We start from the raw sequence: 15,026 nt of genomic DNA on the forward strand, positions 1-15,026 counted from the left end.
TTATTTTACTGTTGCGCCTGTGGACTTCGCGGCATAAATATTCACCTTTCCGAACTGGTCCGTCTTGATCGTGTACACGTCGGTCTGTGGATTACCGAGAACCTCGTACTTCAGGCCGCCGAATTTCTTAGGACGCAATAATCCGCATTCGTTCCCTTTGACCGGCGCTTTATTCGTAGGATAGATGCGCCATGAGGCGGCAGACGCCGGAAGGTAGACGTATTTCTTGCCGCTGGATGACGGCTTAGAAGAGCCGGCCGCCCCCGTCAGTTTTAACACTTGGCCGACCGAAATCTTATTCGCATTCTTAATGCCATTGTATGCTTGTAACTTCGCCATACTGACGCCAGTTTTCACCGCAATTTCGGACAAAGTGTCGCCTTTCTTAACGGTGTATGTCGATCCGGATGTTTTGGCCGGCTTGCTTGCGGAGGACTTGCCGCCGAGTGCTTTGAGTTCCGCAGCGATTGCCGCTTTTACGGATTCCCAACGGCCTTCCGCTAATACGCGATGCGGGCAGTATTTGCCGGACCAGTCTTGGTGTTTGCGCAGACGATCGATTCCCCAGCCGCGCTCCTTCAGTAACTGCGCAATGAATTTGATCGCCAGCTTTTCGGCCGCATCGTACTTAGCGCCGCCCGATTTCGAGTAACAAACCTCGACTCCGATGGACGTGCGGTTTCCGGAATTTGCGCCGCTACCATCTCCGGTATGCCATGCGTTACGATCTGTCGGAATCCCCTGAACGACTTCCTTATCGTCAACTGCGAAATGGTAAGACACTTCGTTGTTGTTTCCGATCATATATCGGATCTCTGCATCCGCTGAAGCATCGTTGGCCGTATTATGAAACGTGATGTATTGCGCATCCATTGAATTCGGACACTTAATCGAATACTTACTCGCAGACACTAGGTTCTTACGTACTGAAATCGCCATTAAATCGTCTCCCTTTTCGTTTTTTTTTGCATTAAAAAAGCCCGCCGGGACTCTCACCTGACGGGCGTGTTGCTTTTAATCGGTTATTCTCTTCCGCGGAATTTCTCTTCGAGTCTATCGATCTTGTCGATGATGACGTCGTACTTATCACTAAATTTATCGAGTAAGTCCTGTAGCCGCGATTCGCGCTCCCTGTTCGATTTCATTACGTAAATCAGCAGCCACGTAAAAAGGACCGCGAACGGTCCCTGCGTTAAAAAGTATTTGAGTACGTCTAATTCGCCGCCGTTCAATAACTACGCCTCCTGTCCGCCTGTTTCTTCCGAAGGTTCTTCGATAGGAGGGTTGTTGGGGTCGTAAACATCTCCGGTGATTTTCTCGTAGTCATCCGGTGTTATTCGCTTTCCTACAACATCATACACCTGTTTCTTAGTCCATAATTTCTTCTCATAGAAATACTTGATATCTGAGAACCAGTCGATCATGTTTAACCTCCCATAGCTACTAAATAATATAGATTCGCAACCTTCTCAGCTAATATTTCTGTTTCGCTTGGTTCAGGCGGTGGAGGCTGTAAGCTTTCGATGTACTCTTCTGACGCGGATTCTTTCCACACCTGATTTTCCAGATCGAATTTTGCTTTGAATAGTCCATCAGGGGGCCTCACATCTGTGTATCCTTCCGGAATGCCCATGCCATCTTCCCATTCAATTTCCCCCGCATCTATATAGTTGAAATTTTCATCATACTGATAAAGCCACTTCATTTAATCGCCCCCTTCATCCCGCTTTAAATTGAAAGCCTAGACTGATGTATTCATTTGGCCTCTGTGTGTTTGAACAGCTTTCAATAATAACTTGACCGTTCACCTCGACCAGCAGCCGATGATACTGAGGGATACCATTCATTCCGATTTGCGAAGAGACTCCAAGCCACTGAAAAGCCCTTCCCGGTCTATACCCTTCAGGCAGAACGAATGCTACAACTCCGGAACCTACCGTCCCTTTTGCCATCGCGCCTTCTACGGACACCGTTCCTGCTGTATCTTTGGAATAACGAACTTTGTATTGAGTTTGATCACCATTGGAAGAATCCGTATAATTTGTCCAACCGTTTTTAAGCGTCGGTTCTCGCCACTCGTTACTCTCAAAGTCCGTAGATGTAATAATCCGTTTCCACCCTTTGAAAACGCCGTCAGTATGAACCGTAGCATGCCACAAAGTGTTATCATGGCTACGCCAAGCTATGATGGACTTTCTTCCGGAATCGCCTTCGATAACATCATAGTTGAACCAAGAACTATCATTTGCAACAGGATTGTTTTTAACTGATGTGCCATTCGCATAATAAAAACCGGAGCTTAATGCGAGAATGTCTGTTTCATTGGCTAATTGAGTCCGTTTTCCATCATCCTTTGTCAACTTCGCAATCTGACTGTCATTCCATTTGTCTCTTTCAGCCTGAGAAATATGACGGATGCCATTGGTGTCGTGGGCTCGGAATTGGTCGAGAGGAGCTTGCTTAACGTTGTCTACGTTATTAAGTCCGATCTGCCCCTTTGTCACTGAGTGCGGGTTATCCGTCCGATCAGTATGTTCGTCCGTATACGCTATGCTGTCCGCAAGGGCCTTATCGGCTTTTGCCTGCGCTCCGTCCGGCGTCTCCTGCTTCACATTCTCAACGTTTCCCAGACCGATTTGCGATTTCGTTACACTATGCGGATTGTCTGTCCTTTTCGTATGAGTGTCTGTATATGCCTTCGCATTCTTTTCCGCAGCATCGGCTTTTTCTTGCGCCCCTTCTTTCGTTTCAATATTTTCAAGGTCTTCGAATTTCTTGCGCAGCTCTTCGACTGTTTCGACCACTTCGTCGTATAAGTCGTTGATTTGTTGGCGCAGCTCTTCAAAGTCATCGACGTAGTATTCCGCCAACGGTACGATATCCGTATCAATCAGCGCCTTGTCGATGGTAAACGAAAACTTATGGATGGAAAGCGCCTGTTTATTCGCGTAATACAGATAAAGTTCCGCCTGCACATCGCCGCTGTGTCGGATCTCTTCGGCTGATAGAACGTACTGCGCAACCCCTTCGACTTTATCCGTGATCTCTACGCTTCTTATAAACCGGCTGCCGTCCGCCATTAACATGACGAGCTTCCCGGTAACAGCAGACAACGGCAACGGGACGCCGTCTTTTGTTAATGAGAAGATTAAACGCGCTGTATAGACATCTTGCGTGCTGAACTGTATTGCGGTTTTTATATTCGTTTTTGTCCGACTCGTCACCTCAAACGCAAGTGATGCGTTATTGTATATCACTACAAAACCTCCTTAGTGCTGTGGCGTAATGATCATTTGCGCTACACCGTAGCCTTTTTCCGCGTCATACGGAGATTTGATTTTCATAACGGTCCCATAACCGCCGCTTTCCGCCTTGGTTGCGATGCCCTCGATTGCGGATACGCTATCCCCTATGGCCACTGTTTCGTCAATCCTGACAAAGACTTGACCAATTAAGCCGATGACATGCCACTCATCGCGAGAGTCGCGCGGCACGTATTCAAGAGTCGGATCATAATTGGGGTTTAATTTTGGCACGCTTAACTCTTCGCCGCCATCGATAACCGTTTCGTAAACCAAGCCGCCGAATTCGTTTCTTTCGAACTGATCGTTCCAATAGAACGCTGCGCCTCCGAGTACCAAGCCGGCCGTTTCCGAAACAACTCCGAGTATCTTATCCCCTTCGCCTGCTTTTCGTATCTTATCGCCTTCTAGCGCAACGAGATAGCTAGAATCAATTTTCTGACCGTCAACAGATTCGAAATACTCCGCGAAGTCTTTGAAATCTGAGACGCTCTCCACTCGTCCTGTACCGCGAATGTGTCCTCCAGTTGAATCGAGTTCCCATTTCGTATTTCCGGTCGAGGCGCTTCCGCTTCCGTATCCCCCTCTGACGCTGTACCCGTTATCGTTGATAACCCCGTTGGCAGCGAGTACGACCCTCGACGGCCCGTCACCTTTTGTATGTGAATTGTTTGACGCTATAATTGCTTGACGCGAAGCTGTTGTGGATGAACCACCGCTGGCGCCTAGAACGACGTTTCTAGGTCCTTTCGTTGTACATCCGCCCGTGGTCGCAATGACCGCGCTTGTAGTGTCTACCGGATGTCCTGATGTCGAAGCTGCCCGAAACCCTCCTTTAACGTTATTGGGAACGAATGAATACTTTTGCCCTCCGAGAATTGCCGCATCCTTATAACCATACGACCGGACCATTAAGATATTTGTTTGTGTGTTTGGTGACGTAACACCAGACGTACCTCCCGACGTGTGCAGAATCCCGTTATCCAGATTAACGTTGTACACACCGCCTCCGATCTCGATGCCATTATGCGCCGAATCGTGAATAACGAAGTCAGAGATGAAAACGTCGTCTGTCCGTTGATCTCCGCCAGTCACCTTAACATCACACCCTGCCTTTTTAAAGCCTGACACTTGTAGGTTTGTGACGCTTATTTTCCGACTTTTATACTGAAACGCGATCACTGAATTACCTTTGTAGTCATATGTCGGGTCGCCGATGGCTGTAAACCCGATTATCTTAACGCGTTGGTAAGCCGATACGACAAGCGCCCTCGGTCCTATCCCTTCATACAGAGAATTAAATACAGGTTCTCTGGCTGTACAGTCGACCATCGTTACGTCTCTTGCCGTCTCGCTCCACGGATCTGATACGAGGTGGTGTCCAATGTGGCGCAAATCGTAAGACCTAACATCGCGAAAAGATTCATGACCGCGTATATGGACGTTACACGGAGCCGGCCACTTAGCATGTGCTTTTACCTCAACGCCTCTGACATTTCCCTCGGTATAGTTATCGATAAGCCAAACATGTTTTGACCCATCATCTACCTCAATTCCGTTTGAATTTGAGGCCCCTTTATCGTGGGCTTTTCCGCTTGGGTATGTCATGACGTTGTGAGTAATGAAGATGTATTCACTATAATGTGTAGTGATTCCATCATCCCCATACCCAGACCCTATGCATCGGTCGACCCAAACGTATTTACTGCCTTTTGCCGTGTAATCTTTCGCTGAGATATCATAGGTAGGCGCAGTTATATCGAAACAATGAAGCCCCGGGTTAATCCCCTCGACTTCCCGGACGATACCGAACTTCACTTGCGCAAAAGTTAAGCAACTCGAATGAATGCCTCCCGTTGCGCCCACCCCGCCTTGACGATCCGGATTCCAGTCGAGGGACATTCCTTGGACTACGATATTCCGGTTGCCGGATGTTGGGTCCGCGTTAATGATGACCCACTCGCTCGCCGGCGTGTCTTCGTGCAGCTTCAGCGTAGTAACGCCCATGCCTTGGCCTATCAAATACGTCCATGACGGCAACTTGACACCTTTAACGATATACGTGCCGGCCGATAGATTGAGTCGCACCTTACCGTTCCCAATCGCCTTTTTAAACGCTTCTGTACTATCGTTAACGCCTGTCGGATCGGCTCCGTAGTCGTCAACGTTTACATCACGCTCAATTTTTCGCAGTAGCTTGTTATACTCTTTATCGAGCCGCTCTTTCAATAACGGCGCGATGTTTCCTTCCGCGTCTACACGAGCATCAACGACCTCTTTTACGTTTGTGCCGTCCGCGTTAAGGATCAGATTTCTGATACGGTTATATAAGCCGTCGATATATGTGCGCAAAGAAAAACCGCCATGGTCGATTTGATCCGACGTGTGGGCGGTTTTCGCGTTCTTATGTGCGGCCAGTTCCGTATACGATCCTTTAATATCGTCCGCAATATCATCGAGGTTTTGGTTGTGGTCGTTACGAAAAACACGGTCCCACGCTGCCCCGGCCTTTCTGTACGGAAATTTCGGCATTGTATTCCTCCTCGTTATTTATTCTCTAGCGCGGTCAGGCGCTTGTTTATAGATTCGAGCTGTTGCGAAAGTGTCGATATATCCACCGTAGCCGTACCGACCTTGATGCGCTTCAGCTTTGTGAAGTCAGATGCGCTCATTAAGCCGTCCGTTGTTTCGGTAGCCAGCGAGACAGAAACTTGACCGTCGGGCCCTAAGACGATACTCGCCAGCTTCACGTAGTCCGACGAACTCATAAGCCCATCCGTTGTTGCGTTTGCCCGGCCGTACGTAGGAATCGTCAGCTTTGTCGGATCATACCCGTCTTCGTAAATCGCATCTTTTCCGATGGTTATGTTCGCACTTATGGCGCTGCCTTTCACTTTCCCAGTCGACGTGTCGATAAGTTTGGAGAGCGTACTCTGCGTACGACCAAGCTTTGCAACAGTTTTACTGATATTCGGCCGCAATTTTCCGAAAGTGAAAACAGACGGTTTATTCGGATCGGAATAAGATTCGACACTGACAACGCGAAGTTTGGTGCGTAAATCAAATGGCTCTAATACACACCATACGTAATCACCTTTTCGGATGTCCTGCATTTTCAAAGCTTCGACTTCTACATATGTCAAACTGATTGATATTTCGATCTTATCGGTCAGTTCCTTCTCTAGCCGTTTCTCAAGTTTCCCTTCGTCCTTCGCCGTGTAAGAATCGTCGAATATTGGATTTGCGTGTTTAATTCCGTAGATTGTAGCCAAAGGGCTTTTGTATTCAGCTTCAACTGCATATTTCCCTGTCTTGTCGTCCTTCTTTCCGAAGCCCTTGATAAACGTTTTGATAGAAGAAGTGTCAATCTCCTGTGTTGGATCTTTTACATTTACTCGATCGCGAATAACATAGTCCGTATCTCTCGCTATCTCCTTCGCGAAATATACTTTCTTTCCAATACAATCATATTCAGCCGAGTATTTTTCCTTTATATCGTTTAACAGACCGAGTGAGTACCCGTTCCCAAAGTCCTCTACTTCAAACGAATCACCGAGCCCATCCGGTACAACCTCGTAGGAATATCCAGAACCTTTTAATGCGATATCCAGCATATCCTCGAGGTAAAGTTTTTTCTTTTTCCCCGAAGTCTCGTACACGTAATTCTCTCCGAGATCTGAAAATGATCGGTGTAAGGCCGTAATGTCGACCTTTAGTCTCTTGCCACCGATCGGTACATAACGCGTCTTTCTGATGATAAATTCCTCGTCTTCATAAAAGAGAGAGCCTTCATTCTGAATCAGCGGAAAGGAGTGCGCGTTCCGATCCGTCTGTATAACTGATACATCTAAAGATCTACCGTTATCGATTTCATCTTTCTTCGTCACGCTGAAGTCTGTTAGAGCTTCGACCTGATTAGCGAGATTTTTTACAATTAGACTCGACACAACGCACCTCCCTACGCGTAATAGTGGAATCTGAAATCAAACGTGATCTCAAAATCCTCGCTCGTTCCGCTTAACTCAAAATCGTTCCACCCGGGCTCTAACGTAATGAGTCCGAAATTTGTCTGCCCGAAGATGCTAACGTTCCCCTTTTTCGCAGTTACCCCGGAAATTTGAATCGCTTCCTTCGCGGTAGATGTGCCGGAAAACGTCCACAGATCGCCTGTTGTTCTATTTTTGATCGACAATTTGCTAGATGCGCCTTTATACGTAATTTTTAAAGACATGTATCTCGGATCTAGCCGGACGGCTCCCGCATTGAAAATACGAAAAGTCTTCGTCTTGTGTTTGTACGAAGGGATATCGTCCGTCAGCCCTTCGCCTATCTGCCATTTGTTCGCATCAAAAGTAAATGCATCCAACGTTGTGCCGACTGATTCGCAATAGGTCGAGGCGCTTTGGAAAGTCAACGTAAAGTCGCCGAAGCTGCCAATTCTGTCTGGCGTGAATGATGCGCTCAGCTCGACCCGCCACCGCTTTTTCGGCGTCGCTTCCGAAACTAAAAAGAACTCCTCCTCGCGGTGAAGCGCGTGAAAGAGTTCCGCTTGTAGCAAATGAAAATCAACGTCATCGGCTCCGAGCAAGAGACATTCAGCAGTCAACGTTCGGGCTCCGAAGGTTTTTCCTACTCGAACTAGGCCATCTCTTCCCGGAATCGTTTCGTAATCAATGTCGGGAGTGGGCGAAGCAATCTTGAAACTTCGCACAAGGACCGATAAATCGCGAGCCATATCGATTATGCGTCCGTCCTTGTAAAGTATCCGGAAGTTGCTATCCGTAATGGGGACGCCTGATGGAGGCGTTGTATAGACACTCGAAAAAACGTCGATAGATACCTCCGGCTCTTCAACGACAACCGGGGCCGGGTTGTTTGTCTCCGGCGTAGAAGGAGTCGACGGATTCGATGGAGACGGGGCGGTGTCATATTTCGTCAGATTATACGTTTCAATAATTCTGTTAAGCTTTGACGCGTAAGATGGGTCCGTTGCGTAGCCGGCATCTACTAGCGCAGCCGTGGCTTTTTTGTAATTCTTCTCGCCTACGACCGCCTTATAATGGTTCGGGTCCCAACTGACGCCATTTACGTAAAGCTTCGCAAGGTCTTGCATCGACTCATACCACGTCGGATACTTCCGGAACTTGGCGTCCACTTGAACGTTCCTTCCGTTGATTACTTCCCACGTTTTCATGGTGACGTATTTTCCGTTATATTCGCCCTTTACTCCAAAAAGATTCTTTCCGTTAACTGCAAGGCCGCTGGTTCCATAAGCACTCTCGAGACATCCTTGCGCGATTACAAGACTGGCGAGAATTTTATAATTTACGAATATCTTCTGCGCATCCGGAGCGATTTTCTTAATGAAGTCCGTATTTCCCATTCGAAATCACCTCCCGCTCCTTAGACTTTCTATATCAAGGCCGTCTTGCTGGATCGCGCTAATATGCGGCTCAATTATATAACCGAGCTCGTATCCATCTACGATTACAGAAGCGCCGCCCTTCGTCTTAATCGCCTGCTCAATCGAACTAAGCGCGCGCAGCATATCCGAAGATAAGCCGGAATCTCCTCCGAGGCCTGTCGTGTGGCCTGCGTCTATCATTCGCATAAGATTCGCCTGTTGCGCTTCAGTAAGCACCATTTCGTTACGCAGGGCCCGGATATCGACTTCGTGGCTCATCGGATTAGCGAATTGAGACGCTAGGCCGCCGATGTGAAGTTTATTGATCTGTCCGAGGCCGATAACACCGCCAGTGTGGAAGGCGCCCTCATTCCCTCTTCCCCGACTTACTGCTCGCTCTGTCTTCATGGTGACATCCGATGTGATTGTCGTGATCCGCTTCGAAATGTCCTTACTTAAAGCATCGTTCATTCTTTGGGCTTCTGAAGTAATCTCCTCGACTCGGCCTCTTGCAGTACGAAGATTTGCGATCTCATCGTCAATTGCTTTAACAGACTTTCGATATTCATCCGTTTTACGATCGGCTGCTGTCGTGTTGTTTTTCAGATTCGCCTTCGCATCTTGTAAGCGCCCAATCTCCTTATCGATCACTCTCACGCCTTCGCCCTTTTTGGCGTTTAATCCAACTTGACGGAGCTCAAGGTCGATCATCTTCTGACGAATAGTATCCAGCTTAGATATTTCTTCGTTTACCTTATCAAGTTCGGTCTTTTTAGCTGAAATTTTCTGTAAGCTGGTGTCTAATTGGCTTCTTAGTGTCTTTAAGGTCCCTTTCTGAACTTCAAGGACAGTCTCTTGTGAAGCTACTTCTTTCGTGTTTCCTTCGAGTTTAGCGTCTCTTATATTCCCTTCAGTTTCTTCAATTAGAGCAAGCTGATCTGCTATCTCACTCTCGCTTTTGTGCCTCTCTTTTGTCAGATCTTTTATTTCTCCTGTAAGCTGCTTCTGCTTACTTAGGTTGTCTTCATAATTTTTATCTGCGAGGTTTTTCTGTTTTTCCAGATCAAGTCGCAAATCTTCCGCCTTTTCCTCAGTCAGCCGCTTTAACGCCTTAGTATTTTTTGCGAACGCATTACCTTGATCGGTGATCGCAGCGCTTGTTTGCGGTGCCTTCTCTAAAACCTTGTCGTTAAGCGACAGATAACGATCAAATTCACTGTTTGTCAGTCCGGATTTCTTACGCAGTCCTTCCTGCTCTTCCTTCATACGCTTAATTGCGTCGGAATCCGTTTCCGCTTTAATTCGGTCGTTCAAATCGAGGTAATACGCAAATTCATCCGCAGTCAATTTTGTCTTAGTCTGAAGTTTTTCAAACTCCGCAGATAAATCGTTAAGCGATTCAACTTCCTTCTGCTTAGCTTCAGCCGATTCTAAGCTCACGGTATTCATCTCGTCATAACCGGACTTAACACCGGTTAATAAACCGCCAAGAATCGAGAGCCCGGTGATCACCCATCCGGCCGGACCCATCGCAACGAACAAACCGCGTACTGCGATTCCGAGTTTCATCATGGACGACGCAACCAGCGCCACCGCTGCCGCCGCACCCGCCATTTCGAGTCCCGTCGTAATGATCCCCGGATTCAGTTCACTAAGGAACTCGACCACCTTCGTACCGGTATCGACAATTTTTCGGAAAGTAGGTAAAAACTCGTTACCGATCGCGATTCCGAGGCCGTCGAGCGCAGACGTAAACTGTTCGAATGACCCTTTGAGGTTATCCATCTGCGTTTTCGCTACTTTGTCCGCTGTCCCGCCGGCTTCCTTCAGCGTCTTCGAGTAGTTGCGCAGTCCCTTTTCCCCCACGCCCAAGAGCGTAACGAATCCGGAAGCCGCTTCAACTCCGACGAGCTGTGCCGCCGCTGCCGTTTTCTGCGCCGACGTCATCCCTTCGAACTTCTTCGAAATATGGCCGACGAGTTCCGGTATCGGCTTTAAGTTTCCGTGCGCGTCCTTTACTTCGATTCCGTACTTTTTCATCGCCTTGGCCGACTGACCGACCGGATTCGTAAGGTGTAAGAGTGACGCACGAAGCGCCGTACCCGCCATCGATCCCTGAATACCGGCATCTGACATTTTCGCAACGGCTGTCGCAGTATCTTCGATGGAGTATCCGAGAGAGTGCGCGACAGGGGCGACGAATTTCATTGCATCCAGTTTGTTATCCTACCGGCTCTTTATCCGGTAGTTCTTACGGTTTCCCGCAAGCTCAGACTATATCTTCACCCGCGTCAAAGACGTTAGGGTGCCACGCGCTCGTGGGTGTTTCATCATAGCTAATACGCCGTAGACTACTTCACCTAGTCGTTACACGTTCCGCAAGTTTCCTATGCGGCTTCGCTCGGTATTCTCATATCACTTAAAAACTCCGAGACTACAACCTCAACCCTATTTAGATCCCAATAGGGAATCCTTAGTAACGGAATGCGCTTCCGTTCACAGTAGTCGTTTTTGATGCCATCTCGAATTTTAGTTAATCTCAGTCCTTCTTTCCCGCCGAAAAAATCAATTGCTTTAAAGTGTTGTCTGCCGTCGAACTCGATTAAGCCTATAACCCTCTCGCCCTCTGTAATGGCGAAATCAAAAAGTAACGGTTTTTTGTATTTACAATCAGAAAATGAATATTGGATTTTAAAAGAGATTTTCCGCTTAACCAGAAAGCGCTCGATTAAATTTTCTCCCCGGGAAATGGAGCACTTCGGGCATTCATTCCTTTTTGTTAATAGATTATTAGCCGAGGGCTCAAAGACGTGGTTGCAAATGTTGTGCCTAACTCGTACTTTTTCCCTACTGGTTTTGTACGGAGTAAGCAACGCATAGTCATTACCATACATCTCCTGAAATCGCTTTTCAAATTCGTCAGGACTTAGTCTTTTTGACAGTCCTACACGAGCTTTAGCGCATACAGGACACCCTGTGTTCTTTCTGATGAAATCTTTAGGGCATAGTAGAAACTCATTGCCGCAAACTGTACACAAGGTCTTAACACGCGTTACATTATTCACGTAAGTTCCAAGAATTCTATATTTTCCTTCCGTACGGTCATTAACAATTTTCAAAAATTCTTCATGTGTTCTTTTTTTCGGCATAAAAAAATCCCCCTCTTTAACTGCGAAACTTTTTAAAGAAAAGGACTGAGCGTTTACTTATTATTTAAAGTGACTTAGAGTTCACCGAATTCACGTGGTGTTACGCTACTTGTTCCCAAGCGGCCGGGCAATTTTGTTTACCCAATTGCGGAAGGTCCGTATTGGCCGTCGTCATCGCTTTTACGAGTACGTCAACGGCGTGCCCGGAGTCTTCCGCTTTAATGCCGAAGCCGGTCATGATGTTCGAAACGATATCCGCTGAACGTCCGAGTCCTTCGCCTGAAGCCGCAGCCAAGTTAAGCACGGCTGGCAACGATCCGACTTGCGCTTTTACGCTGAATCCCGCCATCGCAAGGTATTGAAGACCCTCGGCCGCCTCGACCGCGGTGTATTTTGTTTCGGCGCCCATCTTAGCCGCGATGTTCTTTAGATCTTCGAAGTCCTGACCGGTCGCACCGCTGATCGCTTTAACTCGCGACATGGCCTCCTCGAAGTCAGCCGCTTTCTTAACGGAAACGCCGATGCCAGCTACGACTGCGCCTCCGACCGCAAGCGAAGCCTTTTGGACGAGGGCCATTTGCTTCGAGAGATTCGCAGATGAACGGCCCATTTGCGCCATATCATTTCGAATCTGTGCCTGCCTACGCGTCCAGTTTGACATGTCTAATTCAATACGCGCCCGGATTTCTCCGACTGTTGTTCCGGCCATCTATTTACCTCCTTTCCGAAAATTCCCCTGTAAAGCCCGTAGTTGTTCGAATTTATCACGGTCGAATTTCACTTCAGGGCGAAGTCCTGCCGCCCGAATCAACGTATTCATGAGCTGTTTATACTCGTCGTCCTCACTTGCCCGGCTATTCGTTGCAAGAAGTACGCGAATGTCTTCTATCCGCCTTACCGCGCCTTGCTTCGTCTTGGCGCGCACAAATTTCGGGATATCTACCATATAAAACTCGTTTTCTATCTGATACTGAGTGGCGCCTAAACTGATAGCCGCTTCGATTAGATAGTCGTCAATCGTATACGGATCGCCCTCTTCGTCTACTTTTCGAGTTTCGGAAGAAGGCTCTTCACGTTTTTTGCTTGTGAATCAAGGCGGTTCTTTTTAACGGTGAGCCTGATGTACTCGATAATTTCGTCTGTACCAACTTCTTCATGGATGTACTCAGCATCTACGCCGCTCAATAATGCCGTAATCTCGACGATCTCATCCATGCCGACCTCAATTGCGTTCACTAAGTACGAGTAGAACTCCACTTTAGGTGCGCTAAAGACTTCCAGAACGAGAAACGGAATTTTATCGAGTGCCGCGAAAAGCTGTTTCCATTTGGCCGGAGTAAGTTTCGCAACCTCGACCGGATACTTTCCGAGCTGGACCGAATCAGTCTCCTGTTTCTTTTTGAAAATGTTCATGCGACTCTCCTTTCGTTAATTAAAAAGACACCGCCTCTCGACGATGCCTTTCGTTTGTTATTCGCTGCCGGTTCCGGAAGAGGTCCCGGCCGTTTCGTCGCCCATAATAAAAAGATCGCCGTCTCCCATCGTGTCCGGATAACCGGTAAACGTTAGGTTAGCGATCCTCTCATTATCGGAATCATACGTATATTCGATGTCAGTCGACGCACCAGCTAACGGAATCGTGAGCCAGTCGTTGGCCGTCGCTTCCGGATCTGTCGGCTTAATTCGTAAAGGCTTCGCATCCTTCAGTAAGTCATATCCGGCTTTGCCGCTGACTACTAGCTTCTTTTTGTCTCCGTCAGACACGTACTTACTGTTCGGCACCGCCTTATGAATCTTTTCTAAATCATAGATCGCAAACGGTACGGTACATTCGCAAGTTCCGCCCTTTGTCCGTGAGCCTACAATCGAGTCACCGTATTGGTCGACCGTTGTATCCTGCTTAGACATCTGCGCCTTAAAAACGATGCCACCCTTCGTGATGTCAAACGTCACCATATCCTTACCCTCGCCGTATTCGACGATTGCGGGGCCGATAGGAACTTGAATCGTTTTAATTCCAGCCATCCGTTTTCCTCCTTTATTTTTGCATTAAAAAAGCGCCCGGTTAGGGCGCACTACACAATCGAAATTTAACGAGTATTGGGGACGATCATTGTCGTCGTATCCGATAAATAACGGCACCGAATTGGCTGCGCGGATAACAACGATTGAGCTATTACCGATAAACACTTCACGGAGATTCGTTAACGCTTCCTGAAGCTGATACGCTTTCTCTTCGCAGTCAGCGTCGCCCCTTGCCTTTCCTCGTACGATTATTTGAAACGACGGCTGACTCTTTCCGGTCCATTGAGACGGAGGAAATCCGCCTGTAAATCGCACATAAGTACATTCGTCTGCCGCATTCCGCGGGAATCCGTTCGCGTAATAAACGCCGTCAACCCGCGACTGTATAAACGAGATTAATTCGGTTATCTTCAACGATTATCACAACTCCCTTCTCACCGCGTCTGCTACGTGATTAATGTATTTCTGCGATTCACCTTTCAGCGGACGTTCTAGGTACTTATTTCCGACCGGATAACCGTTGATGCCGCCTGCACCTGCCGAAACTGGTCCGAGGTTGTAATCCGCCTCGTGCGTCCATAGCGCATAGTTAAAGCCTTTATCGACGGCCCGGAACGATACTTCACCGATCAGACTATCGCGCTTTAACGTAACCTTCTTCTTCATGCCTCGACGGAGCGTAGCTTTGTCAATCGGAGCGATATTTTGCGCAAGTCTAGCGAGGTCATCCGTGTTATCATGCATCGCTGTCTTTGCTGCCTGCTCAACGGCTACCTCTCGGCTATCCAATAACGATAGAAAATCGCCAGCATCCAACGTAAAACTCATACGATTACCTCGGTCAGAATCGGCTTACCGCTGACATGCCGTTTCACATTTATTTCCTTCGGTTTACGTTCAATAGTTTCGCCCAGCTCGTTCGTGAACGCGAGTGTATCCGTATACCTGATGTCGGCTAATTTATCGACCAATATACGCGCCGTGGCTACGACTTCCTCGCTCTTCACAACGCCGGAAGAACGTGAATTCGCAATAGTAGATCCTTCGTCGATTCGGCACTTAATTTCGAACGGCTCGACGTTCACAGGGTTTCCCCATACGTCTATTTCGTCTGAAGCACGAGTAACGGTCACGACCTGACGCATT

General features: G+C 47.9%; 16 protein-coding genes. All 16 read right to left on the bottom strand.

Annotated elements, in window-relative coordinates; all coding sequences use genetic code 11:
* Nucleotides 1-939, bottom strand: coding sequence for an N-acetylmuramoyl-L-alanine amidase (locus tag NYE50_RS18380; protein WP_340766161.1), 939 nt, complete (start codon nucleotides 937-939; stop codon nucleotides 1-3).
* An 83-nt stretch (nucleotides 940-1,022) separates the two neighbouring features.
* Complete coding sequence (locus NYE50_RS18385) at nucleotides 1,023-1,232, bottom strand: BhlA/UviB family holin-like peptide (protein WP_013351581.1); 210 nt, start codon at nucleotides 1,230-1,232, stop codon at nucleotides 1,023-1,025.
* A gap of 3 nt (nucleotides 1,233-1,235) precedes the next feature.
* The gene (locus NYE50_RS18390; RefSeq protein WP_224988692.1) at nucleotides 1,236-1,424 is read right to left on the bottom strand and encodes an XkdX family protein; all 189 of its coding nucleotides are present in this window, start codon (nucleotides 1,422-1,424) and stop codon (nucleotides 1,236-1,238) included.
* A gap of 2 nt (nucleotides 1,425-1,426) precedes the next feature.
* Nucleotides 1,427-1,705, bottom strand: a complete 279-nt coding sequence (locus NYE50_RS18395; protein WP_224988691.1) for a hypothetical protein — start codon at nucleotides 1,703-1,705, stop codon at nucleotides 1,427-1,429.
* Between the two features lie 13 nt (nucleotides 1,706-1,718).
* Nucleotides 1,719-3,257 (bottom strand): BppU family phage baseplate upper protein, encoded by a 1,539-nt coding sequence (locus tag NYE50_RS18400; RefSeq protein ID WP_224988690.1) that lies wholly within the window; start codon nucleotides 3,255-3,257, stop codon nucleotides 1,719-1,721.
* A 12-nt stretch (nucleotides 3,258-3,269) separates the two neighbouring features.
* Nucleotides 3,270-5,834 carry a peptidase G2 autoproteolytic cleavage domain-containing protein gene (locus NYE50_RS18405; RefSeq protein WP_224988689.1) on the bottom strand — a complete coding sequence of 855 codons (2,565 nt, stop codon included), beginning with the start codon at nucleotides 5,832-5,834 and terminating at the stop codon, nucleotides 3,270-3,272.
* Nucleotides 5,835-5,848: 14 nt separating this feature from the next.
* Entirely contained in the window at nucleotides 5,849-7,249 is a 1,401-nt protein-coding gene (locus tag NYE50_RS18410; protein ID WP_224988687.1) for a phage tail protein, read from the bottom strand.
* Between the two features lie 11 nt (nucleotides 7,250-7,260).
* The gene (locus NYE50_RS18415; RefSeq protein WP_340763456.1) at nucleotides 7,261-8,685 is read right to left on the bottom strand and encodes a glucosaminidase domain-containing protein; all 1,425 of its coding nucleotides are present in this window, start codon (nucleotides 8,683-8,685) and stop codon (nucleotides 7,261-7,263) included.
* A 6-nt stretch (nucleotides 8,686-8,691) separates the two neighbouring features.
* Entirely contained in the window at nucleotides 8,692-10,914 is a 2,223-nt protein-coding gene (locus NYE50_RS18420; protein ID WP_340766163.1) for a phage tail tape measure protein, read from the bottom strand.
* 179 nt (nucleotides 10,915-11,093) lie between these two features.
* Nucleotides 11,094-11,855, bottom strand: coding sequence for a hypothetical protein (locus NYE50_RS18425; RefSeq protein WP_340766165.1), 762 nt, complete (start codon nucleotides 11,853-11,855; stop codon nucleotides 11,094-11,096).
* Nucleotides 11,856-11,955: 100 nt separating this feature from the next.
* On the bottom strand, nucleotides 11,956-12,564 hold the full coding sequence (locus NYE50_RS18430; protein ID WP_340766167.1) for a phage tail tape measure protein: 609 nt from the start codon (nucleotides 12,562-12,564) through the stop codon (nucleotides 11,956-11,958).
* A gap of 332 nt (nucleotides 12,565-12,896) precedes the next feature.
* A complete protein-coding gene (locus tag NYE50_RS18435) occupies nucleotides 12,897-13,268 on the bottom strand; it encodes a hypothetical protein (RefSeq protein WP_268556526.1) in 372 nt (123 codons plus the stop codon).
* Between the two features lie 57 nt (nucleotides 13,269-13,325).
* Complete coding sequence (locus NYE50_RS18440; protein WP_029973260.1) at nucleotides 13,326-13,880, bottom strand: hypothetical protein; 555 nt, start codon at nucleotides 13,878-13,880, stop codon at nucleotides 13,326-13,328.
* Between the two features lie 24 nt (nucleotides 13,881-13,904).
* Nucleotides 13,905-14,294: a minor capsid protein gene (locus tag NYE50_RS18445; protein WP_104678878.1), complete on the bottom strand. Its 390-nt coding sequence runs from the start codon at nucleotides 14,292-14,294 to the stop codon at nucleotides 13,905-13,907.
* Nucleotides 14,295-14,300: 6 nt separating this feature from the next.
* On the bottom strand, nucleotides 14,301-14,708 hold the full coding sequence (locus NYE50_RS18450; protein WP_014470941.1) for a hypothetical protein: 408 nt from the start codon (nucleotides 14,706-14,708) through the stop codon (nucleotides 14,301-14,303).
* Nucleotides 14,705-15,025 carry a hypothetical protein gene (locus NYE50_RS18455; protein ID WP_129091899.1) on the bottom strand — a complete coding sequence of 107 codons (321 nt, stop codon included), beginning with the start codon at nucleotides 15,023-15,025 and terminating at the stop codon, nucleotides 14,705-14,707. Before NYE50_RS18455 ends, NYE50_RS18450 begins: the two co-directional genes overlap by 4 nt.
* Nucleotide 15,026: the final 1 nt, after the last annotated feature.

Source organism: Bacillus sp. EU55 (genome assembly GCF_038005925.1).
GTDB lineage: Bacteria > Bacillota > Bacilli > Bacillales > Bacillaceae > Bacillus > Bacillus velezensis.